Origin of the sequence: Saccharomonospora marina XMU15, assembly GCF_000244955.1 — a bacterium.
Taxonomy (GTDB): domain Bacteria; phylum Actinomycetota; class Actinomycetes; order Mycobacteriales; family Pseudonocardiaceae; genus Saccharomonospora_A; species Saccharomonospora_A marina.
This window is the reverse complement of sequence record NZ_CM001439.1, coordinates 4,152,192-4,177,752: the sequence shown is the minus strand read 5'-3', so window position 1 is coordinate 4,177,752 and position 25,561 is coordinate 4,152,192. Positions and strand designations below refer to the sequence as shown.

The window sequence follows — 25,561 nt, the reverse complement described above, 5'->3', positions numbered from 1 at the left end:
GCTGGTACCACCTTCGTGGGCGCTTCACTCACGGCCGCGCGGTGCGGCTCGGCGAGAACACGCCGGTCAGTACCGCCGCCGCCAGCGCGAGTGCACCGGTGGCGACGGGCACGGCGACGCCGATCGCGTCCACGTCAGGGGCGGTCGAAGCGAACAGCAGTGGCGGCACGCAAGCCAGCGCCGTCAGCAGCCAGGTGCCAGGAGCCGAACTGGCCCCCGTGCGCACGCTGTGCAGCAACGACATGCCCAGCAGCAGGTGTACCAGGCTCTGCACCGGGTCAAGCAGCAGGCCGGGAACCACGGTTATCTCGGTGTCGCCGAAGCTCGTCAACGCGAACCCGAACACCCCGGCGGTCGAGTAACCGATGCCCGCGGCCGTCGCCGCGCGCGCCAGGAACCGGTCCAGGCCCTCCGGCACGGGCCGCCACGTGGGCAGCGGGGGTGGGCGGTGCCCGAGGTGCCGCTCGAACCAGAGGAACACCAACGCCGCTGGGCCGGCCAGCAGCGCGAGCGCCAGCAACGGTCTCGGCCGCAGCATCCAAGCCAGATCCGTACCGAGGCGTCCCGGCAGATACACCGCGGCGACCAGCAACAACATCGCCGACAGGAACAGCAGGTACAGGCTCATCGGCGCCCTCGCGGCGAACCCGGCCAGCCGCAGCGTCCACGGTCGCGCGGCCAGGCCGGACAGCGGCCTTCGCACCAGCCCCAGCACGCCGAGTTGCACCGCACCCAGCAGCAACACGGGCAGCGCTGGCCCGGACAGCGCGGGCGCGGCACCAGGGGTGCCCAGCATGGTGAGCGGAACCACTCCGCTCACGGCTCCGGCCGCGAGCGCGCCGGCGCCCACCACCGCCACCGCACCCATCACCCACCGAGGTGGGCTGTGCCCTTCGTGATGAGCGAAGGCCAGTTGCTGGCCCAGCAGTGCCAATGCCAGCGCGGCGAGGTCACGCAGCGGGGTCAGCCCCAGCCCGGTGGCCGACCACTCCGCCAACGCGAGCACCGCCGCCAGCGCAAGTGGTACGGCCAGCGGAGCCCTGCGATACAGCGCGAACATCACCGGGGTGGCCACCACGGTGAGCACGTACAGCCCCAGCAGCCACAGCGGATGCAGGGCGATCCGCATCACGACCGCGGTCGTGCCTTCCGGGATCCGCAGCAGTTCCAGCGCGATCGGCACCAGGAACGCCACCACTGCGAACACCAGAGTAAGACGCAGCAGCCAACTCGCCCGGTGTGCGAGGTACTCGCGGTAACCGCCGCCGGATTCCTCCACGGCCAGCCAGCACCGCGCGTTCGCGTGGCCACCCGCGAAGAAGAACAGGAACGACAACTGCGCCACCCAGGTCAGCGGCCACAACCAGCCCTGCCCGACGCCTACCCAGCCCGCCAGCGCCACTGCCGACTCTCCGGACATCAGCACACCGATACTGCCCACACCCAGCAACGTCCAGCGCCTGCCGGGCACGGGCGTCCTCGGCACGCGGGCCGTCGCCCGATGCTTCGGCCGGTGCCGCCTTGCCAGCAGCCAGCCCCGCAGCCGAAACGACAGCAACATCCCGATCGCGGCCACCCCCGCCAGCAGCGGCAGGATCGGTTCACCGACGGGAGGGCCCCACCGCTGGTGCCAGGAGTTGACCACCAGGCCCGCCGAGTACACAGCGGCCACCGCCTCGCACAACTGGCGCGAGTCCTGCGGGTTGGTGCGGCAGGTGGCGTGCATGTCGGCGGACAGCCGGTCGTCCAACGCCCTGCGCACCTGCGGGCCCAGCGGCTGGCCCTTCTTCTCCGCATAGCGCAGCAGGTCGTAACCGAGGTCGTGGGAGCGGCACGCCGTAGCGAAGTCCCACCTGGTGTTGTCGTCCCCCCACGGCGTCGAGCAGCCGCCGTCGACGTGCACCGCGCGTATCGAACCGTCACGGGCCCCCGACGAACCGGGAACCACCCCGGTGACCTCGGTGAAATCCGGCGGCAGCAGGGTGAGCGCTTCGGCGGACGACCCGGGAGCCAGCAGCGCGTCGATGGCTCGCGCGGCGGCCGCGGTGTCCTGCCGCAGCGGGCCGTGCCTGGGAACGGCCTCGGCACGTGAGGCGACGAACCCGAAGCTCGTCACCGCCAGAACGAGGAGTACCAGCCACGCCGTGGTGCCGACCACGCCGTGGCGACGTCTGGACGCGTGCGGGCTCTCCTCTCCTTGCTCCGGCATGCCAACAGGGTGTCAGTGTCCGCTCGGTGGCCACATCCGGGTTCCCCCTGGCTCTCACCCTGAGCGGTGCCCTGCCATCCGCACCTGGTCGCGGCCCCCCTCCTTCGCCTCGTAAACGGCGGCGTCGGCCGACTGCAGCAGCCCGTCCAGGGTGCGGGCATGCTCGGGGAACACCGCGACTCCCAGCGAGGCGGTACGGCCGACGATCAGCGCCTGCCTGCCCCGCTTGTCGGTCGTGGCGATGCGCAGATCCGAAACCGTGCCTCGGATTCGTTCGGCGGCGGCCCGCGCGGCGGCGCCGTCCACATCCGGCAGCAGCACGAGGAACTCCTCACCACCGAACCGGCCGACGATGTCGGACGGCCTCGTCACCCGTCGCAACGCGTCGGCCACCGCCGCGATGGCGTCGTCACCCGCCGGATGCCCGTAGGTGTCGTTGATCCACTTGAAGTGATCCAGGTCGATCATCAACACCGCCAGGCCGCCACCCGCACGCCACACCCGGTTCAGCGCGCGCTGCGCTGCCTCCGACCAGCCGCGCATGTTGAGAAGGCCGGTCTTGGGGTCGGTCACCACGTCGTCCTGCAACTGCTCCAACTCGGCCAGTCGGTTGAAGACGACCGTCACCACGGCCATGATCGCCACCGCGGGCGGCAGGGTGACGAGCACGGCCGCCGTCACCACCCCCAACCCGGTCGTGATGGCCTCCAGCGTGTTGTCGGCCTTGCTGCCCAGCACACCTCGCACGGTGGGCCGTCGCATGCTCAGCGCGAGCACACCGCCGACGTATAGCACCTGCACACCCTCGTAGACGGCCGCCGCGACCAGGACCAGCCCGAACTCACGCAGCGAGCCGAGTGCCGTCACGGTGTGCCAGTCGACGGGCCCCAACGAGACGTAGGTCAGGTCGGCGAGCGCGGCGGCCAGAGCATGCGAGATCGACGAGAACACGAAGTTGTGCACCGGCCGCCGAGCGGTGAACCAGCGCTGCAGGCGGATGAGCGCGACGAGCAGCACCGCCAGCGTCGCGGGAAGCACCAGGACGGCGGGGAAAACCCAGACCGCGATCAGGTCGATGAGGACGGTTCTCGTGCGGTTGCGCCTGCGTTCCTCCTGCCGCTGGGTGAGCTGGATATGGATGCTGGCACCCACGAGCAGGATCGCGAACCCGAGCCAGTCCTCTGCCGTCGGCGTCGCGGCCAGCGCGAACGCGGCCACGAATCCGGGGATCGCCGCCAGCTCCAGCACGATCAGGTAGGCGACGAAGCGTTTCGGCCGTTGCCACAGCGCCCACTGCCTCGGCCGTAGCGCGCGACGAGGCACCGTGTTCGCCGGAGCCTGCCTGGCGGTCACGACGCAACCTCCCGGCCGGTCCTGCCTTGTCTGTTGTCGGCTTCTGCTCTAGAACAAGGGGGGTGAGTCAGCCACGACCGGCCGGGGCCGCCGAGGCGCGAGTGGCGACAGCCCTCGCGGGGCAGCGATCGGCGAACCACTCGGCCGCCTGCCGCCGACTCTGCCTTTCGAGCGCTTTCTGCCATATTGGATACGCACTGTCTTCATCGTCATCGCACGGCTCGAGGAGGTGTACCCGGTGACCGGCCGCGACTTCTGATTCGTCGCTACGTTCGCCCGGCAGTCCGTCGGCCGAGCCGACGGCTGCACGCGCTCAGCGCCCACCCGACCGCGGTGGGCGGCGCCGCCTCACGCTCATCGCAGCGGTGGCACACCTCCCCGTGACACTTCGCGTCCGCTCGGCGACCGGAAGCGATCACCGACGAAGAGGGTGCCCACCGTGATCCGTGCTCGAACACCGAGTAGTCGGATCGGGCCAACACCACCCGGTGGCCCCTTGCCGCAACGTGGGAACCGGTCAACCGGGTCATGCGGTGACGACCACCCCGCCGTTTCCCGGAGCCGATCACTGCTCACTCGTTCGGCGCAGTGCAGCGGCCGCTCGGCGCGCACCGAGGGCACAAGCCACCCAGGAGGCCAAGACTGACAGTGAGGCCAGCCGCAAGGGGTGGACCGAGAGTGAGCCGTGCTGGTGGGAGAACGGAAGCCGATGGACAAGTTGCTCGACGGCAAGGCCGTGGTGGTGACGGGCGCGGGCAGGGGGCTGGGCGAGGCGTTCGCCATGCACGCCGCGCAGGCGGGCGCCTCGGTGGTCGTCAACGATGTGGACGCCGACCTGGCGGATCGCACCGCCGCGAACATCACCGAACACGGCGGGCGTGCGGTGGCCAGCGGACACGACGTCGCCGACCACGCCCAGGCCAGGGCCGTCATCGAAACCTGTGTGTCCGAGTTCGGGACCATCGACGGCCTGGTCAACAACGCCGGGCTGAACTACGAGGCGCTGCCCTGGCAGGAAGACCCCGTGCGGGTGCGGAAGCTGGTGGAAACCAACGTGCTCGGCGTCATCTACCCGGGCATGGCCGCCGCCGAGGCGATGGTCGAGCGAGGAGGGGGAGGCTCGATCGTCAACATCTCCTCGGGGGCATCGCTGGGTCAGCGCAAGCTCGGCACCTACGCGGCGAGCAAGGGTGCGGTCGCCTCACTGACCTACTCCTGGGCGCTCGACATGGAGGAGGTCGGCATTCGCGTCAATGCGGTCTGTCCACTCGCCCACACCAGGATGGTGTGGAAGTCAGAGCGCTCGCTGCGCAACTGCCCACCCGATCGGACTCCCGCGCGGGTGGCGCCACTGGTGCTGTTCCTGCTCGGCGACGGCTCCGCCGGCATCACAGGGCAACTGATCCGGTGCAACGGCCCGCAGCTGCACATTGTCGGACAGCCGTACTTCAAGGCGCCGATCCTGGAACGACAGGTGTGGGACTCCGAAAGTGTGCAACGCGCGTTCGACGAGGTCTTCGGCGCGCAACTGGAGCCGTACGGCATGGAGAAGCGGGTGCCACCGAGGCTGCGCAAGTGGACCCACGGCGAGTTCACGCCGCCGCCGCTGCGCAGCGCCTGACGTCGGCGGCGTGACGGCTTTCGGCTCAGTCTCAGTCCGCGTACAACGCGGCGATGTCGGAGCCGTAGCGCTGGCTGATGACGCGCCGCTTCAGCTTCAGCGTCGGTGTCAGCTCCCCGCTCTCCGGGCTCCACGCCTTCGAAAGCAGCTGGTAGCGCTTCACCTGCTCGGCCCTGGCCAGTCGCTCGTTCGCCGCCTCGACGGCACGGTCGATCTCGGCCTTGATCTCGGGCCGGCCTGCGAGCTCGCCGATGTCGGCAGCCTCGACGCCGTTGGCCGCGGCCCACGCGGGCGCGATCTCGTCGTCCAGCACGATCAACGCCGTCACGTACGGCCGGTCGTCGCCGATGGCGACCGCCTGCCCGATGAGCGGGTGCTCCTTGAGCAGGCTCTCGATCCTGGTGGGTGCGATGTTCTTGCCGCCCGCGGTGATGATGAGTTCCTTCTTCCTGTCGGTGATCGTGACGAACCCGTCCTCGTCGATCGTGCCGATGTCACCGGTGGCGAACCAGCCGTCGGCATCGGTCGCGGGCGCGATCGAGCCGTCTTCCTGCAGGTAACCGAGGAACACGATCGGGCCCCGCACGTGCAGCTCACCGTCCTCGGCGACCTTCACCTCCACGTCGGCGATCGGACGGCCCACCGTGCCCGCCTTGAATGCGCCTGCCGTGTTCGACGTGGCGGCGCCCGTGGTCTCCGACAGGCCCCACACCTCCTGGATCTCCACCCCGAGGCCCGCGATGAAGTACTGCACCTCCGTCGGCAGCGCCGCCGCGCCGCTGGAGGCCAGGACGAGGTTGTCGAGACCGAGCAGCTGCCGCACAGGAGCCAGCACCGTGCGGTCGGTCTCGGCGATACGCTCGGCCAATTCGGCGGGAACCTGCTTGCCCGCGCTGCGCAGCCGATAGCCTTCCTGCAGCAATTCGTTGGCTTGTAGCAGGGCGGTCCGCTTTTCCTCGGGCACGCCCGCCAGCATGTTCTTCAGCCCGGCCGCCATCTTCTCCCATACCCGCGGCACGCCGAAGAAGCCCTGCGGCCGCACCTGGCCCAGCGCACCCACGATGTTCTTCGCGTCGGCGAGCGTGTGCACGTGTCCGGCGTGCACCAGCGGCATGTAGATGGACAGCTCCCGTTCGGCGATGTGCGCGAGCGGGAGGTAGGAGATGTTGGTCATGTGCATGGGGCTGCCGTGCAGCTTGTGTACCGCGACAGCCTCGTGGATGGCGTTTCGGTGGGACAGCACCACGCCCTTGGGCACGCCGGTGGTACCGGAGGTGTAGATCATCGAAAGCGGGTCGTCCGGTTTCACCTCGTCGGTAGCCCGCTCGAAGACATCAGGCTGCTCGGCGTGCAGTGCCGCTCCGCGTTCGGACACCTGTGCGAAGGAGACGAACCGCTCGTCACCGCTTGGCAATGCCTCGGCGTCCATCACAACCACGTGCTCAAGGTTCGGCAACTCGTCGAGCACAGGCAGCCAGCGCCGCAGTTCCTCCTCACCGGCCACCACCGCGACGGGGGCCGCGCTGTGGTTGACGACGAAGGAGATCTGCTCGCTGCTCAGCGTGGAGTACGCGGTGCACGGGATGGCCGCCAAGTTCGTGGCGGCCAGGTCGGCGATCAGGTGCTCGGGACTGCTGGGCCCCATGATGATCATCCGCTGGCCACCCCGAAGGCCGAGGTCGTCAAGGCCACGGGCGAACGCCGCGATCTCCTCACGCAGCCGCCCCCAGGTCAGGGTCGGCCTGCCTTCGGCGTCCAGTGACGTCACCGCGGGCAGGGACTCGTACTCGGTGGCGTTGCGCCGCAGCAACTTCGGCACGGTGAGGCTGTCGACCTCGGCGACGACGGATGGTTGGGTGCTCAACACTGCCCTCCTCGATTCCTACAGAACGTCAGCTTATGTGTTCGCGGTCACCTTGAGGAGAGGCTGCCGACGTCCGTTATCGGTGTCGTCAGCGGTGGGCACGGGTACGTGATCGGAGATGAAGGACCCCCAGCGCGTCACCCGCCGCCTGCTGGAAGTGGCAGCCAGGACCTACGCGGACGAAGCCGGGATCCGGCTCAGCGACAGCCCGGCGATGCTGTACCGCCTGCTCGTGCTGTCGGTGTTGCTTTCGACCCGGATCAAGGCCGACATCGCGGTCGCCGCGGCCAGGGAACTGTTCGAAGCCGGGTTCGGTACACCGCGCAAGATGCTGGACGCCTCCTGGCAGGACCGTGTCGACGCACTCGGCAGGGGACGCTACGTCCGGTACGACGAGAGCACGGCCACCGCACTCGGCGAGGGAGCGCGCCTGCTGCTGGACAGCTACGGCGGTGACCTGCGAAAGCTGCGTGACCGGGCAGGTGGTGAGGTCGGTGAATTGCGTGGCCTGCTGCGCGAGGTGCCCAGGCTGGGACCGGTCGGTGCCGACATCTTCTGCCGCGAGGCGCAGCAGGTGTGGCCGGAGCTTCGCCCCTACCTCGACCGCAAGGCCAGGGAGGGCGCGCAGCGCATCAGCCTGCCCACCGATGTCGACGAGTTGGCGAAACTGGTCAGGGGCGACGACCTGGCCCGCTTCTCGGCTGCACTGGTGCGTGTGCGGCTGGACAAGAAGCTCGCCCAACAGGTAACGCAGTGACCAGCGCGTGAGCCGTAGATGATCTTCGCAGGAGAGAATGCGCGAAGGTATGCGATGCTTGAAACGTGACCCATGAGTCCATTCCGGCGGCCGGCCCGGCCGAGCCCGTTGCCGACCTGACCTCAGTGTTGAGCAAGATCGCTCGGACCCTGGAACCGGAACTCGATGTGGACCGCACCGTCGAGCACATCGTGGTGGCCGCCGCGGCGACCGTGCCGGGCGCGGACGAGGCGGGTGTGTCGTTACTCGAGAACTCCCAGATGCGATCGGTGGGGCCGTCGAGCGAACTCGTCACCAGACTCGACCAGTTGCAGCACCAGCTTCGCGAAGGTCCCTGCGTGGACGCCATCTACGAACACCCGGTCTACCGCACGGGCGACATCGGCGCGGACCCGAGGTGGCCACGTTTCGGCAAACAGGCAGCCGACGCCGGGGTGGTCTCGATGCTGGGGTTTCGACTGTTCACCAGCAAAGCCGTCATCGGGGCGCTGAATCTCTACTCCTGGCGGCGGGACGCCTTCGACGAGGAAGCCGAACGCATCGGCGAACTGTTCGCCGCGCACGCCGCCGTGGCGTTGGCAGGTTCGAGAGGGCTGGCGCAACTGCAGGTCGCGCTCAAGACACGGGACGTGATCGGCATGGCCAAGGGCATCCTGATGGAACGCCATCGCGTCGGGCCCGACCGGGCCTTCGAGATGCTGGTCGAGGCCTCGCAGCACGCGAATATCAAGCTGAGGGACGCGGCGGAATGGCTGGTGCGAAGCTCCTCACCGGAGGGCGGACGCTAGGAAGGCAGCCACCCGGCTCGTGTGGCCTGGGCCCGGGCGGGGAATCCCCGTCACATGAACTCAGGTGACAGGGCAGGTGGCGGCAAGCGCGGCGAGCACGCACGCCGTCCCGGCGACATCCCACCACGGGGCTGGTGGCAGGTGGTGCGCCGCGGCGCGAAGTCGGCCAAGGCCGACAACGTCTCCATCCTGGCCGCGGGTGTGGCGTTCTTCGGCTTCCTGGCCATCTTTCCCGCGCTGATCGCGGCACTCACGATCTACGGCCTCGTCGCGGACCCCTCGCAGGTGGCCTCGCAAGCCCAACGCCTGACCTCCGCGCTTCCGTCGTCCGCAGGGCAGGTCATCTCCGACCAGTTGACGGCCGCCACCGGGGCGGGCGCGGCCGCGCTCACCGTAGGGCTCGTCATCGCGCTGCTCGCGGCGCTGTGGAGCACCTCCAGCGGCGTGAGCAACCTGATGACCGCGATCAACCTCGCCTACAGCGAGGACGAAAGCCGAGGATTCGTCAAGCTGCGTTCCGTCGCGCTGGTGCTCACCTTCCTGGTGATCGTGTTCGCTCTGCTCACCCTTGCACTGGTGGCCGCCGTTCCGATCGTCTTCGACGCCGTCGGGCTCGGCACCGCGGGCCGCGTCATCGGAGAGGTCGTCCGGTGGCTCCTGCTCATCGCGCTGTTCACCGTCGCGCTCGCGTTGCTCTATCGCATCGCGCCCGACCGCAGTCCCGCCCGCTGGCGGTGGGTGAGCCCCGGCGCGGTCGCTGCCACCGTGTTGTGGATTCTCGGCAGCGTCCTGTTCAGCCTGTACGTCAACTTCTTCGGCAGCTACAACGAAACATATGGCGCGCTGGCCGGTGTGATCGTGCTGATGCTGTGGCTGTACCTCAGCAGCTACGTCGTACTGCTCGGCGCCGAGATCAACTCCGAGTCCGAACGGCAGACAGCCAGCGACACCACCACCAAGGAGCCGCTGCCCCAGGGCAGGCGAGGTGCGTTCAGTGCCGACACGCAGGCGGCTGAGGCGAGGGCTGAGCTACCCGCGCACCAGCGACAAGACGGACGGTGAAGCCGCTGTCCGTGCGATGCATGGTCACCTGCTGGCACACCTGATGGGCGATCCACAGACCGAGGCCACCCTCCGCGGGGTTCTGCCGCGCGGGTACCAGCCCCACAAACGGGTCCTTCGGCCCGTCGCCCCGATCGGACACGATGGCCACCAGGCGACCACGCGTCGACCACAGCCGAAACTCCACCGGTGGCTCACCGTGCCGGATCCCGTTGGTGACCAACTCGCTCACCGCCATCACCAAACCCTCAACCTCCTCGGAGGCGAGGCCGCTGTCCCTGCCGACGGCCGCGGTCGCCTTCCTGGCGGCCTCCGGCGTCGGTGACAGCAGCTCCACGGCGGGCGCCGACCGCTCGAGCGGGTCGGTGTAGCGGGGCTCGTAGTCGGAAAGGAACGTGGCCGGGTCGACATAGCCGGCGTTGGTGACGTGCCCACCGCCCGGGGTCGCCAGCATCGGATGGGTGCGTTCCACATCGGCCAGTACCTCGACGGGAGTGACCCTGGTGTCGTACATGCACACGCCCCACAGTGGAAAGCCACCGAGCGCATGGTTGACGGCAGCCTCGTAACGGGCCCACGGATCCCACACCACACCGGTGCCGGAATGCGGAACCTCCCCGACGACCCTCACCTGCTCCGCCCCCGCGAAGACGTGGCTTCGGACCAACTCGTGGAACTCCTTGATGGCGCTGGCCGGACGCGTATAGCTGTCGCCACCAGGGCGAAACGCCAGTCCCGACGGGGAACCGAAGGCGTCCTTCAGCAGTCGCGTCCCGTTCTCACCAAGCGTGACCAGTGTCGGCTCCCCAGCCCGAAGGCCTTCCTCGACGAACGGGACGGTGATGGAAAGGAACTCCTCGTCGGAGCCGTAGTAGGCGGCTTCGTGCAGGTAACCCTCGTGGTTTTCGGCGATACCCGATCTCATTCAACCCACTCCACGCGCACCGCGGGGACGTCGAGAATCTCGACGAGCCGCGCGGGAGCGCTCTGGTTGGTGCGCAGCGCGACGGTCGCGCCTCTTCGTTGCGCGAACTCGGCGAGCCGGAACAAGCTCCTGTGGTCGACGAAGGTGAGCCCCTTCGCATCGATCACGAGTTCGCCGCCTTGCGGATGCGGATCAACCCGCTCGAGAGCTCGGCAGAGCAGGTCCTGGCAGGAAAGGTCCAACTCGCCGCTGAGCGCTATGTCGGCATCACGGCAGGCGTGCAGCCTAAACGGTGTGATGTCGGCGTTACCCGCAGGATGCAGGCACGCGAACTGGGCGGCCAGATCCGTGCCGATCGCCCTGCGGTCGTAGGCACACAACGCCGCGAACGGCTCCCGCGTGGTGTATCGGTCCACGAGGTGCTCGTAGCGGGCGTACTCGGACGGCTGCTCCAGCTTGCACACCGACCCGGTCGCCTCCGCGGCCACCCGGAACCCCGTGTAGCCCTCGGCCAGCGCCTCGTGCGTGGCGGCCGCGAGGGTGCGCAACTGCGCCGTCGAAGCGGCAGTGTCACCCTCCGCGAGCTGATGGACCTGCGCGGCGCCGGAACGCAGCGCCGATGCCAACCGTGGCGCGGACTCGAGGACATGCAACAACTCGTCGCCGTCACCGTGTGTGAGATACCGGACACGTTGCCCCTGCGCGAGGCCGTCGGACAGGAATTCCAGGGCGCGCCAATGGAACTCGCCGGGATCGTCGTACACCCAGCACACGTGGTCGTGCAGGCCCAGGCTCCGGGCGCTGTCGACCTCTCCGCAAAGGCGCATCTAACGATGATAGGCACGCTTTCCGGATCCGGGAACCCGCGCGAACAATCCCTCCGCGAAACCCTCTGAACAGCGCAAACTCCACCGAGTTCGGCTTCGGAGCCGTCCCTGGCGGATCCAGGTTCGCCGCATTCGACCCGATTGGTCACATACGGTCCAGCAGCCGATTCACCACCGGGCCGGACAGGGATTCCGCCACGGGACCACGATCGCGCACACGGCAGCATCACGGTCGCGCAGCGTGATCGCGCGGGGTTCCGCACATGGTGGCGTGATCAGGCGGAAACCGGGAACATGAATGGAATTCGAGGTGGTGTGACGGCGACTATAGTGGTGGGGGTAGCAGCTTGCGACCGAAGCAGGATCCGTAGCCGTGCCTGAGTCCGCGCGATCGTCGGCCCTCACCTGGACAGGGCGCCCCACGCGAGGAGATTCGACGGCCGTGCTCCGCAGTCTGGCGACTGCGGCCGGCTCCCGGTACGAGTTGCATCCAGGTCCGCGTCGCGTGCGAACGGTCACCTACCTCGACACCGCGGACCACAGGTTGCGCAGGAAGAATCTCGTGCTCACCCACGAACGTGCCGGTGCCGCCGGGGAACTCGTGCTGACCGGTCGCGGCGACACTCACACCGTGCGCCTGAAGGAGTTGCCGCGGTTTCCCGCTCGGCTCGAACAACTCCCCGGCGGGCTCGTGCGGGACGAACTCGGTCCGGTGGTCGGTATCCGCGCGGTGCTGCCGACGCTCACCGCCCGCACGGTCACACGCGAGGTGGCGGTCCGCGACAGTCGGGGCGACCTCGTCGCCAAGTTCGAGTGGATCGAGACCACCGTCACCGAACCCGCCGCGGCCGAACCGCTGGTGCGGATCACCCTGTATCCGCAACCGGGCTGCCGCAAGGCAGGCGAGCGCCTTGCCAAGAGGCTTCGTGCTCAACCCCAGATCCGATCGGCTTCCTCCGCGCCGGCGCAGGCCTACACCGAGTTGTTGACCGCGACAGGCGCCCTGCGGCAAGCCGGGAACGGCAGGCCGCCGATCACCCGGGACACGCCCGCCGTCGCCGCCGTCGCCACCGCACTGCTCGGCTTCGCCGACACCATCGCCGACACCCTCGGCGGCGTTGTGGACGATGTGGACACCGAGTTCCTGCACGAACTGCGGGTCGCGGTACGACGCACCCGCTCGCTGCTCAAACTGGCGGGCGACGTGCTGCCCGCCGAACTGGCGCGGCGGTATGCCGCCGAGTTCGCGTGGCTGGGCGACCTCACCACACCCACCCGCGACCTCGACGTGTTCCTGCTGCGCATGGAGGATCTCGCCAACACCCTCCTCGCCTGCGAAGCCGCGGATCTGCGCCCCTTCACCGAACACCTCTGTGCGCAGCGGGACCGCGCTCGCGACGAACTGGTGGACGGGTTGCGGTCACAGCGGTTCAGCGGGCTGCTCGACGGTTGGTGGCGCGAACTGGACGCCGTGCTCCAGAATTGCGGCACGGCGGGCAGTACTTCCTTCGGTTCGGCCAGAGAACTCGCCGAGAAGCGACTGCGTCGCGCAGTCAAACGGGTCGTGCGCAGGGCGGCCACCATCACCCCCGAGTCGCCGAGCGCACGCGTGCACGATCTGCGCAAGCGCTGCAAGGAACTGCGCTATCTGCTCGAGGTCGCCCGGCCGGTCTGCGACGCACGCGCGCATCGAGCAGCCTTGCGGGACCTCAAACGGCTGCAGGACGTACTCGGCGACTTCCAGGACGGCGAGGTGCAAAGCGCCGCATTGCACACGTATGCGGAGCAACTGCAAGCCGTCGATCCCCGCCCACCCGCCGCGACACTGCTCGCGATGGGAGAACTGGCGGCCGGTCTGGTCGCACAACAGCGGAAGGCACGGGCCGACCTCACCGCCGTCCTGCGCGAGTTCCTCGGTCCGGTCACCCGGCAGCATCTCAAGGCGTTGTGACAGTGGCCGCAGGAGTTCTGCGAGTCACGAAGGCTGCCCGGGAACATAGCGCTGTCTGCCCAGCCAACGGCAACCGGAGGTGTGCTCCGTGACTGACGAGGGCGTACTGATCGCCGGGCGCTACCGCCTCCAAGCTCGCATTGGCCAGGGTGGCATGGGAATCGTCTGGCGCGCGACCGACGAGCAACTGGGCCGGGCCGTGGCAATCAAGCAAATGTCGCTGCACCCAGGCTCCGAGGAAGCGCTGACCGAGCAGGCCGTCCAGCGAGCCACCCGCGAAGCACGTGTCGCGGCGCGGTTGCGGCATCCCCATGCCGTCACCGTGTACGACGTCGTGCGACACGACGGGAAGCCCTGTTTGGTCATGGAATTCCTGTCGTCCCGGAGCCTGGCCGCGGTACTGGCTGAACAAGGCCGGTTGCCTGCCTCGAGTGTCGCCCTGATCGCCAAGCAGATCGCGGGCGCGCTCGCTGCCGCGCACGAGGAAGGGATCGTCCACCGAGACGTCAAACCGGGCAACATCCTGATCACTGCGGAAGACACAGCCAAGATCGTCGATTTCGGCGTCTCTCGGGCGACCGGCGAAGCGACGGTTACCGACGCAGGCACGATTGTGGGTACGCCTGCCTTTCTCGCGCCAGAAGTCGCGCGTGGATCTCATGCGACCGTCGCTTCCGACGTCTTCTCCCTCGGAGCGACAATGTATGCCGCGCTGGAGGGACATTCGCCGTTCGGGGAAACCGACGCAACCATCGCGCTGCTGGCTCGTGTAGCACGTGGCCGGATCACTCCACCGGAGACGACGGGACCGGTCGCCGACGTCGTCTCGGCCATGTTGCGAAACGACCCCGCAGAGCGACCTTCGATGCGTCAGGTGCACGAAGCTTTTGTGGCCCTTGTCGAGGGTCGCACTCCCGTACTGCCGCCACCCGGTCCTCGCACGCTGGTACTTCCCGCACGCCGTCCGCGAAAGGGTGCCGCGGTAGCGGCAAGCGCTGGGGTTTGCCTCGTCGCCGTCGGTGTCGTGATCGGGATGTCGCTGGCAGGCTCCGGCGCCGTCCCGGAGGCGGCGAGCCCGCCCAACTCTGCGACTGTTACCACGACTGTGAGCGACCACGGGTGCACCGCCTCCTACCGCGTGACCAATACCTGGCCCGGTGGCTATCAAGCGGAAGTCACCGTGGGTGGTGAGCGAGGGCGTCGACTCGTTGGCTGGTCCGTCACCTGGCGATTGCCTGAGGGCTACACCATCGACGACGTGTGGAACGGTGTGCTGGCTCGAAGCGGCCAGCACGTGACAGTGTCGGGCGCCGACTGGAATGCTGTTGTTCCCTCAGGGGAGTCGACCGCGTTTGGTTTTGTGGGTGCCGCGGCAGGTGAACAGCCGCTCGAACCGAGGCTGACCTGCCGGACCCCCTAGGAGCCGATACGTTCAAGTACATGCCGGGCGACGAGCGAACGACGACTCCGCGGCTGGAGCAGGGACTGTCTGCTGCAGAGGTGGCGCAGCGCGTTGCCGAAGGTCGTACCAATGACGTTCCGCTCCGCGCCAGTCGAGGAGTCTGGGACATCGTCCGCTCGAACGTGTTCAGTCGGATCAACGCGATCTTCGCGATGCTGCTGGCGATCGTGCTCTCCACGGGATACCTGATCGACGGCATGTTCGGGTTGCTGATCATCGCCAACAGCGTTGTCGGGATGATCCAGGAGCTGAGGGCGAAACGTACCCTCGACGCACTGTCCATCGTGGGCCAAGCCAAACCCAGCGTTCGCCGGGACGGCATCACCATTGAGCTTGCGTCGAACGAGGTTGTCGCCGACGACGTCATCGAGATCGGGCCTGGTGATCAGATCGTCGTCGATGGGAACGTGGTTGCCGGTGACGGCCTCGAGGTGGACGAATCGTTGTTGACCGGCGAGTCGGACCCTGTCGGCAAGCAACTCGGCGACCACGTACTCTCGGGCAGCTATGTGGTAGCGGGTATGGGCGCCTATCGTGCCACCAAAGTCGGTAAAGAGGCGTACGCCGCTCGGCTGGCCGAAGAGGCCGGCAAGTTCACATTGGTCAACTCCGAACTCCGACGTGGCATCGACCGGATCCTGCGATTCATTACCTTTCTGCTGGTGCCTGCGGGTGCATTGTCGATCTACAACCAGCTCTCGGGCGATCTGGCGCTGCCTGACGCGTTGCGCGGAATGGTCGCCGCGCTCGTTCCGATGGTGCCGGAAGGCCTGGTGTTGATGACTTCCATTGCGTTCGCGGTGGGCGTGATTCGGCTCGGTCGCCGCCGTTGCCTTGTCAACGAGTTGCCCGCTATCGAAGGTCTTGCGCGAGTCGACGTGGTGTGTGCGGACAAAACGGGCACACTCACCGAAAACTCGATGCGACTCTCCGAGGTGCGCCCCCTGGGCAAGCTCGAGGCGCCACCGGAACAGGTCCTCGCCGCGTTGGCGGCGCTGGACACACGGCCGAATCCGAGCATCGCCGCGATCGCACGTGACTATCCGGAACGACCCGGTTGGGAACCGACAGCGGTAGCGCCCTTTTCCTCGGCCCGGAAGTGGAGCGGTGGCAGCTTCGGAAACCACGGTGACTGGGTACTCGGCGCCCCCGATGTCCTCCTCGAGGAGGGCAGTGCCGAACGCGACCAAGCTGAACGTATTGCCGGACGTGGCTTGCGCGTTCTCCTGCTCGGCCGCGCAGACGGCCCGGTCGACGATCCGCATGCCCCAGGGCGGGTGACCCCGGCCGCGCTCATCGTGCTGGAGCAGCGAGTGCGACCAGAGGCCAAAGCCACCCTCGACTACTTCGCGAAACAGGGCGTCTCCCTGAAGATCATTTCTGGCGACAACGCTGCGTCCGTGGGCGCTGTGGCTGGCTCGCTCAGCTTGCCGCGGTCCGCGGAGCCAGTTGACAGTCGGACATTGCCGGACACACCGGATCACTTCGCCGATGCCGTCGAACGTACGACCGTTTTCGGCCGAGTGACTCCGGTCCAGAAGCGCTCCATCGTCCGCGCGTTGCAGCGACGAGGACACACCGTCGCCATGACCGGAGACGGCGTCAACGACGTACTTGCCCTCAAGGATGCCGACATCGGTGTCGCCATGGGATCGGGCAGCCCCGCTTCCAGATCGGTCGCTCAGATCGTTCTGCTGGACAACAGCTTCGCCACCCTGCCGTACGTGGTGGCCGAAGGAAGGAGGGTGATCGGGAACGTCGAACGGGTATCCGCCCTGTTCCTTACCAAGACGGTGTACTCGGTGTTGCTTGCGATCCTGGTCGGCATTCCCGGATTGATCGGGATGGACGTCCTTCCTTATCCCTTCCTGCCGCGACACGTGACCATCACAGGATGGTTCACCATCGGGTTGCCCGCCTTTGTGCTTTCTCTGGCCCCGAACAAGGAGCGCGCAAGATCCGGGTTCGTCACGCGGGTCATGCGTACGGCCGTACCTGCCGGCGTAGCGGCCTCGGTCGCCTGCTTCGCTTCCTACCTCCTGGTTCGTGAAGGTCAGCAACCCACCTACATCGACCACGTTCAGGCCAGTACAGCGGCCCTCATCACACTGATCACCGTCGCGCTGTGGGTACTCGCGATGATCGCGCGGCCGTACGTGTGGTGGAAGTGGGCCCTCATCGCAGGAATGACGGCACTGTCCGCGCTGATGTTCGTGCTGCCGCTGACCCGAGAGTTGTTCCTTCTCGAGCCGGGCGGCTACACCGAGATCCTGGTTGCTCTCGGATGTGCGGGCGTCGGCATCCTGCTGGTCCAACTGGGCTGGCGGATCAGCGGCAGAATCGCGGGCGCCCCGCTGTCGCAGAGATAACACAAGTTCGGACACGTGGTGAGCATACGAGCATGCGCCCAGCCGCACACACGCAATTCGTGACATGAAAGGTCCATTCGCCATAGGCGAAATCGGCGTCCGTGCGAATTGTCATTTTTCACCTGATCGGGATACGCCGAGAAAGGCGATCGGAAGCTACGATCGTCGCCATGGGGGAGAAGAGAAATTCCACTCGCTCGTCCGCGGATCACGGCGGAAAGAGCAGCCTCGACAAGATTCGCTCGCTTGAGAGGCGTATCGCGCGCCTGCAAGCAATGCAATTAAAGGAGATCGCTCGATATGAGAGTACCCAGCGAAGCCCGACCGAGGCGGCCGCTGAGTTGGCGTTGACCCTCGCAATCAACGAGAAGTCGGCGGGCAGGCGGATTTCGATGGCCAGAGCGCTGATTCACCGGCTGCCGAAGACACTACAGGCTATGCAACGCGGAGATCTCGATTCCCACAAGGCGTCGAAGATTGCGGGTCCGACTGCCTCTCTGTCGCACGAACACGTCCGACAGGTCGACGAAATCATGGCCGGCCGACTGGACGGCAAGACTCCAACACAGCTACGACGTTCGGCTGCGTACGTCGTGAACAAGGTCGATCCGGACGGTTCGGCGCAAAGAGCCGCGCGACGCCGTGCGGAGCGCCGAGTGGAGCTTGCGCACCGCGAGGACTCGATGGCCAGCATCACGGCATATCTGCCCGCAGAAGTCGCCGGTGCGGCGTACGCCCGGATCGATCGTTTGGCGCGGAAGTCACGTGGCGCCGACGAACCACGGACTCTTGACCAACTCCGTGCCGACGTCTTCGCGGACACAGTCCTCGGCAAGGCCGGTAACCGCAGTGCACAGGGGCCGAAGGCGGAAGTATTCGTCTACGTCGACCTACGCACCCTGCTGGAAATGAACGACAACCCGGCATACCTGGCCGGGCACGGCACGATTCCCGCGTGGATCGCGCGCCAGCTCGCCCACGATCCCGCGAGCACCTGGCGCAGGATCATCACCGATTCCCGCACCGGTGCACCGGTCGACGTCGGTCGCAAGCGGTACCGGCCGCCGAGAGTCACGGACGACTTTGTTCGGGTCCGCGACCGCGAATGCCGGTTCCCCGGCTGCCATCGCCCCAGCCAGTTCGGGGATGTGGACCACGCCACCGCGTGGTTCCGTCGCGGACACACCAACGCGAGGAACCTCATTGGTTACTGCCGACGACACCACCGGCTGAAGACCGCTCCGGGGTGGACGTACCAGCTCAACCATCGAACCCAACGGCTCACCGTGCGGACACCATCGGGACAGAGCTACAGCAGCGTGCCGGAACCGATCCATGACCCCATGATTCCGTAGCAGATCACGGCGGAGCAGTGTGGCGCTTCCGCGAGACGAAAGGCAGCTAGCCTCGCGCTGACCCTCCGGGCATCGTCGGCTGCATCACTGCGGCACTGTGAGCCCGCGGGAGGGGATTATCGAATGACCATCACGACTCGTGCAGCGATCACACGCCGTGCGCATTCACCTTGGGAAGTCACGGAACTCGAGCTTGACGACCCAAGAGCACACGAGGTCAGGGTGAAGTTCTATGCCGCAGGCCTGTGCCACTCCGACGACCACATAACCCGTGGTGACGCTCCGGTGCGACTACCGGTTGTCGGAGGTCACGAAGGAGCAGGCATCGTTGAGTCGGTCGGGCCCCATGTAACCAGGGTGAAGTCTGGAGACCGCATCGTCTGCTCGTACATTCCTGCGTGCGGCAAGTGTCGCCCCTGCTCAACCGGTCATCAGAACATGTGTGACGAGGGCAAGAATGCGTCCACCGGCATGTTCTCCGATGGAACGTTCCGATTTCACGACGGCGACACCGACCTTGGCGGGTTCTGCACGCTGGGAACGTTCTCGCAGTATGCCGTCGTCTCGGAGTGGGCATGTGTGGCGTTGGCCGATGACATCCCCTTCGAGATCGCGGCCCTCGTCGGGTGCGGAGTGCCGACCGGGTGGGGTTCGGCGGTGCACGCGGCCGAAGTGCGAGCAGGGCAAACGGTCGTTATATACGGCGCTGGCGGAGTCGGCAGTAACGCTGTTCAAGGTGCACGATATGCCGGAGCCCGCTACGTCGTTGTAGTAGACCCGGTCGAGTTCAAGCGAGACATGGCCAAGGTCTTCGGGGCGACGCACACCTTCGCCGATGCCGCAGCCGCGCACGACTTCGTCGTCGAGGCCACCTGGGGCCAGCTGGCCGATCATGCGATCTGTACGCCAGGCGTGCTCACGGAGGACGTCGTCAATGCGGCCGTTCAGGTAACCGGCAAAGCGGGCAAGGTAACCGTGACCGCCGTTGGGAAGCTCGAGGAAAAGGCCGTCCATGTGCCCGCCGGCATGCTCATCGGATACCAGCGGCAAATACGGGGTGCGTTGTTCGGTGACAGCAACCCTCTCTATGACATCCCCCGGCTACTCGATCTCTACCGTGCCGGCGACCTCAAGCTGGACGAGCTGGTCACTCGCCGATACGCCCTGGACGAGGTCAACCGGGGCTACCAGGACATGCTGGACGGCAAGAATATTCGTGGCGTGATTGTCCACGAACACTGAGTTTCCGGACATGTCGATCTTCTTCACCGCCTGTCATGCCCTGCTTGACGTGCGGAGATAACCCACCGTGACGCAATATCGCGACAAATGACGTAGGTCCGCTACGCCCGCGGAACGAGACTACGCAGTGGCAGGAAGTTTCTCTTCCACCTCACGAAAGGTCTCTGCTCCGATCCGAGACGAGTAGGGAACCTGTAGCCGCATCGGAGTTACCTCGGTCCAACGGCGCTACCGAAGCAGGAGATGCACGTGAGAATAAGAATTCGGCAGATCATCGCACTCGTGGGGGTGATTTTCGTCGTCGCCGCGTGCGGGGGTGGCCCGGCCGACACGAGTGCAGGGTCGGAGGGCCCACCGCAGCGGGGTGGCTCGCTCACCGTGCTGCTTTCGTCCGGTTTTGCCGGTTCCTGGCCCAGCGGCCTTGACCCGGCGACGAACACCACGGGTGGCGCGAACCTGAGCCACATGAACGCCATCTTCGGTGGCCTGTTCAAGCTCGTGGCGGACGACGACGGGAGCAATGCCCGTGTCGAGCCGGAGATGGCGGAGAGCTACGAGTTCTCCGACGGCGGAAAGACGCTCAAGATCACCATCCGTGATGGCATCAAGTTCAGTGACGGTACGCCGTACAACGCGGAGGCCGTGGCGTTCAACTGGAAACGTGACCTGGAATCGACCTGCACGTGTGCGCCACGCTGGCCGCTGGCCGAGAACGGTGGAATCACCACCGAAGGCGACAACACGGTGGTGCTGAAGTTCACGCAGCCCTACGCCGCAGTGATCAACTCCATTGTGGTCTCGAATGCGAACTGGATTGCTTCTCCGACTGCACTGGAGAAGATGGGCGAGGACAAGTTCAAGATCAAGCCGGTGGGTGCGGGGCCGTTCAAGGTTGTCAGTAACCGGTTGAGCTCCGAGCTGCGGCTGACCCGGAACGAGAACTACTTCAAGGACGGGCAGCCGTACCTGGACGAGCTGATCATCAAGTCGGTGGGCGGTGACCAGCCTGCGTACCAGGCGATTCTCGCCGGACAGGCACACGTCTACGAGGGCATGGTGACCACCCCGCTCATCGAGCAGGCAAAGGGCAACGCCCAGGTGACGGTGACCCAGCAGCCGGCCACCTCCCCGTACCTGGTGCAGCTGAACACTTCGCGGGCGCCGTTCGACAACCAGAAGGCACGCGAAGCGATCTACTACGCGACCAACGCGGAGGCCATCAGCAAGGGACTGTTCAAGGGCGCCTACCCCGCGGCCCAGACGTTCACAGGCCCCGGAGGCCTGTTCCACCAGGACACCGTCCCCGGCTACCGCACGTACGACCCGGAGAAGGCCAAGCAACTGGTCAAGGAACTGGGAGGGTTGACAGTCAACCTCGGCACGATCAAGCAGTACGTGGCCGAGCAGGTCATGACGGCCTTGCAGAGCCAGTGGGAAGAGGTCGGCATCAAGACCACGATCGAGTCGCACGAACTGAACGCTCTGATCGGGAACTTCAACTCCGGCAAGTGGGAGGCGATGTTGCAGACGGCAGGGGCGTGGGACCCGGCCGCGGGCGTCGGTGTGAGCTTCCGGTTCGACTCGGAGGCACCGTTCAGTGGTGTCCACGACAAGGACCTCGACAAGCTGCTCGACGACGCGGCGGCCACGATCGAGCCGGAGCAGCGCGGTGAGCTGTACGCCGAGGCAGGTAAGTTGATCAGTGACAAGGCGTACGCGCCTTACATCCTGGCCTTCGCTCCCGCGAACATCGCGGCGAAGGGTGTGCACGGTCCCGGCGTCGACACCAAGATCCCGCCGGTTCTGGTCAACACCGGAATCCTGTGGGACGGGGTGTGGATGAGCAAGTGACCATCACGGAACCGGTCACAGACGACGCCCGGGAAGCCGCCCCGGGCGTCGTCGCCCGCCTCGCGCACTCACCGAGCCTGCGGCTGATCGTCCGAAGGCTGCTCGCGGCCGTTCCGATCGTGCTCGGTGTCAGCATCCTGACGTTCATCGTGCTCAGCCTCATCCCCGGCGACGCGGCCCAGTTGCTGCTCGGCCCGGAGGCGACACCCGAGCAGATCGCGACGCTGAACAGGCAGATGGGGCTCGACCAACCCCCGGTGCAGCGCTACCTGGACTGGCTGGGTGGCGCGGTCACCGGCGACCTGGGCAACTCCTTGGTGAGCGGGCAACCGGTGACCAGTGAGCTCGGTGCGCGGTTCGCCGTCACCGGCGAGTTGGTGGGGCTGGCGTTCGTGATCTCGCTGGGGCTCGCGGTCCCGGTCGCGCTGCTCGCCGCGTACAAGCCGAACCGCTTGTTCGACCGCATCAGCATGTTCGTCAGCATCACGGGGCTCGCCGTGGCCAACTACGTGATCGCACTGCTGCTGGTGTTGTTGTTCGCGGTGCAGTTCGCGTTCTTCCCGGCTATCGGTTTCGTCCCCGTCAGTCAGGGTTTGGGCGAGAACCTGCGAGCGATGCTGTTGCCCGCGGTGTCGATCGCCTTCCCGCTGTTCTGCTTCTACACCCGTTTCCTGCGTGGTGACCTGGTCGACCAGTTGCAGGGCGAGGACTACATCATCACCGCGAGAGCGAAGGGCATCGGGCCGTGGCAGGTCCTGTTGCGGCACGCGTTCCGCAACTCCTCCTTCGGCCTGCTCACGGTGGTCGGCCTGAACCTTGGCACCCTGATCGGCGCCACTGTGATCATCGAGCAGATCTTCGCGTTGCCCGGCATCGGCCAGCTGCTGCTGCAGGCCATCAACACCCGTGACTTCGTGGTGGTGCAGGCGTGCGTGGTGGTGTTCGCGGTGGTGGCGGTGCTGGCAAACCTGTTGACGGACCTGCTCTACGCCGTGCTCGACCCGAGGATCCGCTATGGCAATAGTTGAGGCATCGGCTTCTTCCGCACTGCTCGCCGAGACCGGGCAGAGCCGGCTGCGAGGCTGGCTGCGTTACCTGGAACTCGCCTTTCCGGTCGGCCTGCTCGTCGTGATCATCGGCGGGTGCTTCCTGTGGCCGGTGATCGGGTCGGTTCCGGACCCGGTGGGCGGAAACGTGTTGGAGTCGAACCTGCCCGCGTTCTCGGAGGGGCATCTGCTCGGCACCGACCCCAACGGCAACGACGTCTGGTCGCGCATCCTTTACGGTGGGCGGTCCTCTTTGGTCGTCGGTGTCGCCGTGAACGTGCTGGGGTTGCTGGTCGGTGGCACGTTGGGTGCGGTCAGTGCCCACGTCGGCGGGGTGCTGGACGCGATCATCATGCGGGTGCTCGACGTGCTGATCGCGTTCCCTTCGCTGGTGCTGACGCTGGCCGTGGCGCAAAGCCTCGGGCCCAGCCAGACCAACACCATTTTCGCGCTGGCGTTCTTCTCGGTGCCCGCGTTCGCGAGGGTGGCCCGTGCCGCGACCCTGCGACTGCGGGAGCAGCCGTTCATGACCGCCGCGAGACTGTCGGGAACCAGTGGCTGGCGGATGCTGTTCCGGCACATCGCGCCCAACATCATCCCGCAACTGGTGACGTTCGCGATGCTCGGCATGGGCATCATCATCGTGATCGAGGGCGCGCTGAGCTTCCTCGGTCTCGGCATCCCCCCACCGGCACCGAGCTGGGGGAACATGATCTCCCAGGGGCAGCAGGCCCTGTCGGCCACGCCGATGCTGGTCGTGTGGCCGTCGGTGGTGCTGTTCCTCACGGTGCTGGCGTTCAACCTGCTCGGTGAGACCCTGCGTGCCCGTTGGAGCGGCCGATGAGTATCGAGGAGATCAGCGACGCCGCGACCGCGGCCGCACCCGCCTACGGTGGGGCGGAGCCGCTACTGGAAGTGGAGGACCTGCGGGTGCGGTTCACCGGCAGGGGCAGGCGGGTCAACGCGGTGAACGGCCTCAGCTACCGGCTGCACGAAGGAAGGATGCTCGCCATCATCGGTGAGTCGGGCTCCGGCAAGAGCGTCAGCTCACGTGCGTTGATGGGGCTGCTCCCGCCGACGGCTCGGATCAGCGGCTCGGCCCGCTTCCGGGGCATGGAGTTGCTGAACCTGTCGGAGCGGGAGATGCGCAGGCACCGCGGTGCCGACATCGCGATGGTGTTCCAGGACCCGGCCCGCTCGCTGAACCCGACGATGCGGGTCGGTGTGCAGATCACCGAGGCGGTGCGCGCGCACAGCGACATGGACAAGCGGGCAGCATACGAGCGGGCGATGGAACTGCTGCAGCTCGTGCGGCTGCCCGCGCCGCAGCGGCGCTTCCACGAGTACCCGCATCAGCTTTCCGGCGGTATGCGACAGCGCGTGATGATCGCTATCGCGCTGGCCGCGGACCCCAGACTGCTCATCGCGGACGAGGCGACCACCGCGCTGGACGTCACCACGCAGGCACAGATCATGGAGCTGCTGCTGGAACTGCAGGAGCGGCTGGGAATGGCGATCATCATGATCAGCCACGACCTGGGCCTTGCGGCCAGCTATGCGCACGACGTGATCGTGATGTACGCGGGAAGGGCAGTGGAGTACGCGCCTGCTACCACGCTGTTCTCGCATGTGCGCATGCCCTACACCAAGGCGCTGCTTGGTGCGATACCCAGGCTGGAACGGCAGCCGCACGCCCTGTTGCCGGTCACGCCGGGCCAACCGCCCGACCTGACCGCGCTTCCGCCCGGCTGCCCGTTCGAGCCTCGTTGCTCCAGGGCACAGCAAGACTGCGGGCAGGAGGCGCCCGCTTTCACCGAGCACGAGCCTGGCCACTGGTGGGCGTGTTGGCACCCTTGTGAGGACGGTGAAACCGAGTGACCACTGTGGAAGAACCGCTGCTTCGGGCGCGCAACATCGTGCAGGAGTTCACTGTGCGAGGCCGTGGCGGGGTGAAGGGCGGCGTGGTCCACGCCGTTTCCGACGTGTCGTTCGACATCCATTCCGGGGAAACGCTCGGGGTGGTCGGCGAGACCGGGTCGGGAAAGTCCACCCTGGCGCGCTCCATCATCCAGGCGCCACGGCCGAAGTCGGGCGAGGTGCACTTCAACGGCACCGATCTGATGCACGCCAAGCGCAGCGGCATCGCCGAGGCCCGGCGGCAGATGCAGATGGTGTTCCAGGACCCGTTCGGCTCGCTCAACCCGCGCTGGCGGGTGTCGGACATCGTCGCCGAGCCACTGGTGGGCTACGGCGTGGGAAACGGCAGCGAACGCGCCCGCCGCGTGCGTGAGCTGCTCGACCTGGTCGGCCTCAACCCGGACACCTACGGCAAGCGCAGGCCGCACGAGCTGTCCGGCGGCCAGTGCCAGCGGGTCGCGATCGCGAGGGCGATCGCGCTGGACCCGGCACTCATCGTGTGCGACGAGGCGGTGTCGTCACTGGATGTGCTCATCCAGGCACAGGTACTGAACCTGTTCGAGCAACTGCGTACCGAGCTCAAGCTGTCCTATCTGTTCATCTCTCACGACTTGGCGCTGGTGAAACAGGTCAGCGACCGGGTCGCGGTGATGCACCTCGGTCAGCTGTGCGAGATCGGTCCCGCCGAGACGCTGTACCGGGCGCCGCTGCACCCGTACACGGTGGCGTTGCTGGCTTCCATCCCCGAGCTCGACCCGAGCACGGCGCGGCAGCGCAAGGCGTTGAGTATCAAGGGCGAGCCGCCGTCACCGATCTCCCCGCCCAGCGGATGCCGCTTCCGCACCCGCTGCCCGCGCGCCGTGCAGCGGTGCGCGGACGAGGCTCCGGTGTTGCGCGAGCTGACCCCGGGGCACAGCGTGGCCTGCCACTTCCCGGAACAGTAGGTACCGGTCGACCGCGGG

The 25,561-nt window shown here is 66.9% G+C and carries 19 protein-coding genes; 14 read left to right on the top strand and 5 right to left on the bottom strand.

Going from position 1 to position 25,561, the window contains the following annotated elements:
* Positions 1-28: 28 nt before the first annotated feature.
* Positions 29-2,209 (bottom strand): phospholipase A2, encoded by a 2,181-nt coding sequence (locus tag SACMADRAFT_RS19695; RefSeq protein WP_009155599.1) that lies wholly within the window; start codon positions 2,207-2,209, stop codon positions 29-31.
* A 54-nt stretch (positions 2,210-2,263) separates the two neighbouring features.
* Positions 2,264-3,562, bottom strand: coding sequence for a GGDEF domain-containing protein (locus SACMADRAFT_RS19690; RefSeq protein WP_009155598.1), 1,299 nt, complete (start codon positions 3,560-3,562; stop codon positions 2,264-2,266).
* A gap of 709 nt (positions 3,563-4,271) precedes the next feature.
* Here SACMADRAFT_RS19690 and SACMADRAFT_RS19685 point away from each other — a divergent pair.
* Positions 4,272-5,183, top strand: coding sequence for an SDR family NAD(P)-dependent oxidoreductase (locus tag SACMADRAFT_RS19685; protein ID WP_009155597.1), 912 nt, complete (start codon positions 4,272-4,274; stop codon positions 5,181-5,183).
* Between the two features lie 31 nt (positions 5,184-5,214).
* Here SACMADRAFT_RS19685 and SACMADRAFT_RS19680 read toward each other — a convergent pair whose 3' ends face one another.
* On the bottom strand, positions 5,215-7,047 hold the full coding sequence (locus SACMADRAFT_RS19680) for an AMP-dependent synthetase/ligase (protein WP_040926623.1): 1,833 nt from the start codon (positions 7,045-7,047) through the stop codon (positions 5,215-5,217).
* A 118-nt stretch (positions 7,048-7,165) separates the two neighbouring features.
* Here SACMADRAFT_RS19680 and SACMADRAFT_RS19675 point away from each other — a divergent pair, with 118 nt between their 5' ends.
* The 3 genes from SACMADRAFT_RS19675 to SACMADRAFT_RS19665 all read left to right on the top strand — a co-directional run bounded on the left by SACMADRAFT_RS19675 (position 7,166) and on the right by SACMADRAFT_RS19665 (position 9,654).
* On the top strand, positions 7,166-7,804 hold the full coding sequence (locus SACMADRAFT_RS19675) for a hypothetical protein (protein ID WP_009155595.1): 639 nt from the start codon (positions 7,166-7,168) through the stop codon (positions 7,802-7,804).
* Positions 7,805-7,869: 65 nt separating this feature from the next.
* Complete coding sequence (locus SACMADRAFT_RS19670) at positions 7,870-8,592, top strand: GAF and ANTAR domain-containing protein (RefSeq protein WP_009155594.1); 723 nt, start codon at positions 7,870-7,872, stop codon at positions 8,590-8,592.
* Positions 8,593-8,646: 54 nt separating this feature from the next.
* Entirely contained in the window at positions 8,647-9,654 is a 1,008-nt protein-coding gene (locus tag SACMADRAFT_RS19665; protein WP_009155593.1) for a YihY/virulence factor BrkB family protein, read from the top strand.
* Here SACMADRAFT_RS19665 and SACMADRAFT_RS19660 read toward each other — a convergent pair.
* Positions 9,584-10,579 (bottom strand): sensor histidine kinase, encoded by a 996-nt coding sequence (locus SACMADRAFT_RS19660; protein WP_009155592.1) that lies wholly within the window; start codon positions 10,577-10,579, stop codon positions 9,584-9,586. The two genes, SACMADRAFT_RS19665 and SACMADRAFT_RS19660, sit on opposite strands and share 71 nt — an antisense overlap.
* The gene (locus SACMADRAFT_RS19655) at positions 10,576-11,406 is read right to left on the bottom strand and encodes an MEDS domain-containing protein (protein ID WP_009155591.1); all 831 of its coding nucleotides are present in this window, start codon (positions 11,404-11,406) and stop codon (positions 10,576-10,578) included. Before SACMADRAFT_RS19655 ends, SACMADRAFT_RS19660 begins: the two co-directional genes overlap by 4 nt.
* Positions 11,407-11,911: 505 nt before the next feature.
* On the opposite strand from SACMADRAFT_RS19655, the gene SACMADRAFT_RS19650 reads away from it, so the two are divergent.
* From SACMADRAFT_RS19650 to SACMADRAFT_RS19605, 10 genes are all read left to right on the top strand, one after another.
* Positions 11,912-13,357, top strand: a complete 1,446-nt coding sequence (locus SACMADRAFT_RS19650; protein WP_157617278.1) for a CHAD domain-containing protein — start codon at positions 11,912-11,914, stop codon at positions 13,355-13,357.
* 88 nt (positions 13,358-13,445) lie between these two features.
* Positions 13,446-14,777, top strand: a complete 1,332-nt coding sequence (locus SACMADRAFT_RS19645) for a serine/threonine-protein kinase (RefSeq protein ID WP_009155589.1) — start codon at positions 13,446-13,448, stop codon at positions 14,775-14,777.
* Positions 14,778-14,797: 20 nt separating this feature from the next.
* Positions 14,798-17,188: an HAD-IC family P-type ATPase gene (locus SACMADRAFT_RS19640; protein WP_009155588.1), complete on the top strand. Its 2,391-nt coding sequence runs from the start codon at positions 14,798-14,800 to the stop codon at positions 17,186-17,188.
* Positions 17,189-17,358: 170 nt separating this feature from the next.
* Positions 17,359-18,543 (top strand): HNH endonuclease signature motif containing protein, encoded by a 1,185-nt coding sequence (locus SACMADRAFT_RS19635; RefSeq protein WP_009155587.1) that lies wholly within the window; start codon positions 17,359-17,361, stop codon positions 18,541-18,543.
* Positions 18,544-18,666: 123 nt separating this feature from the next.
* On the top strand, positions 18,667-19,785 hold the full coding sequence (locus tag SACMADRAFT_RS19630; RefSeq protein ID WP_009155586.1) for an NDMA-dependent alcohol dehydrogenase: 1,119 nt from the start codon (positions 18,667-18,669) through the stop codon (positions 19,783-19,785).
* A gap of 249 nt (positions 19,786-20,034) precedes the next feature.
* Positions 20,035-21,636, top strand: a complete 1,602-nt coding sequence (locus tag SACMADRAFT_RS19625) for an ABC transporter substrate-binding protein (protein WP_009155585.1) — start codon at positions 20,035-20,037, stop codon at positions 21,634-21,636.
* The gene (locus tag SACMADRAFT_RS19620) at positions 21,633-22,664 is read left to right on the top strand and encodes an ABC transporter permease (RefSeq protein ID WP_232285437.1); all 1,032 of its coding nucleotides are present in this window, start codon (positions 21,633-21,635) and stop codon (positions 22,662-22,664) included. The genes SACMADRAFT_RS19625 and SACMADRAFT_RS19620 overlap by 4 nt, the downstream gene beginning before the upstream one ends.
* The gene (locus tag SACMADRAFT_RS19615) at positions 22,651-23,526 is read left to right on the top strand and encodes an ABC transporter permease (RefSeq protein ID WP_009155583.1); all 876 of its coding nucleotides are present in this window, start codon (positions 22,651-22,653) and stop codon (positions 23,524-23,526) included. The genes SACMADRAFT_RS19620 and SACMADRAFT_RS19615 overlap by 14 nt, the downstream gene beginning before the upstream one ends.
* A complete protein-coding gene (locus tag SACMADRAFT_RS19610) occupies positions 23,523-24,560 on the top strand; it encodes an ABC transporter ATP-binding protein (protein ID WP_009155582.1) in 1,038 nt (345 codons plus the stop codon). Before SACMADRAFT_RS19615 ends, SACMADRAFT_RS19610 begins: the two co-directional genes overlap by 4 nt.
* On the top strand, positions 24,557-25,543 hold the full coding sequence (locus SACMADRAFT_RS19605; RefSeq protein WP_009155581.1) for an ABC transporter ATP-binding protein: 987 nt from the start codon (positions 24,557-24,559) through the stop codon (positions 25,541-25,543). Before SACMADRAFT_RS19610 ends, SACMADRAFT_RS19605 begins: the two co-directional genes overlap by 4 nt.
* Positions 25,544-25,561 lie beyond the last annotated feature (18 nt).

Excerpts from the sequence above, each read along its gene's own strand:
- SACMADRAFT_RS19695 (WP_009155599.1), bottom strand. The coding sequence starts at position 2,209 with ATGCCGGAGCAAGGAGAGGAGAGCCCGCACGCGTCCAGACGTCGCCAC.
- SACMADRAFT_RS19685 (WP_009155597.1), top strand. The coding sequence starts at position 4,272 with ATGGACAAGTTGCTCGACGGCAAGGCCGTGGTGGTGACGGGCGCGGGC.
- SACMADRAFT_RS19675 (WP_009155595.1), top strand. The coding sequence starts at position 7,166 with ATGAAGGACCCCCAGCGCGTCACCCGCCGCCTGCTGGAAGTGGCAGCC.
- SACMADRAFT_RS19665 (WP_009155593.1), top strand. The coding sequence starts at position 8,647 with ATGAACTCAGGTGACAGGGCAGGTGGCGGCAAGCGCGGCGAGCACGCA.
- SACMADRAFT_RS19660 (WP_009155592.1), bottom strand. The coding sequence starts at position 10,579 with ATGAGATCGGGTATCGCCGAAAACCACGAGGGTTACCTGCACGAAGCC.
- SACMADRAFT_RS19655 (WP_009155591.1), bottom strand. The coding sequence starts at position 11,406 with ATGCGCCTTTGCGGAGAGGTCGACAGCGCCCGGAGCCTGGGCCTGCAC.
- SACMADRAFT_RS19640 (WP_009155588.1), top strand. The coding sequence starts at position 14,798 with ATGCCGGGCGACGAGCGAACGACGACTCCGCGGCTGGAGCAGGGACTG.
- SACMADRAFT_RS19635 (WP_009155587.1), top strand. The coding sequence starts at position 17,359 with ATGGGGGAGAAGAGAAATTCCACTCGCTCGTCCGCGGATCACGGCGGA.
- SACMADRAFT_RS19630 (WP_009155586.1), top strand. The coding sequence starts at position 18,667 with ATGACCATCACGACTCGTGCAGCGATCACACGCCGTGCGCATTCACCT.
- SACMADRAFT_RS19615 (WP_009155583.1), top strand. The coding sequence starts at position 22,651 with ATGGCAATAGTTGAGGCATCGGCTTCTTCCGCACTGCTCGCCGAGACC.
- SACMADRAFT_RS19610 (WP_009155582.1), top strand. The coding sequence starts at position 23,523 with ATGAGTATCGAGGAGATCAGCGACGCCGCGACCGCGGCCGCACCCGCC.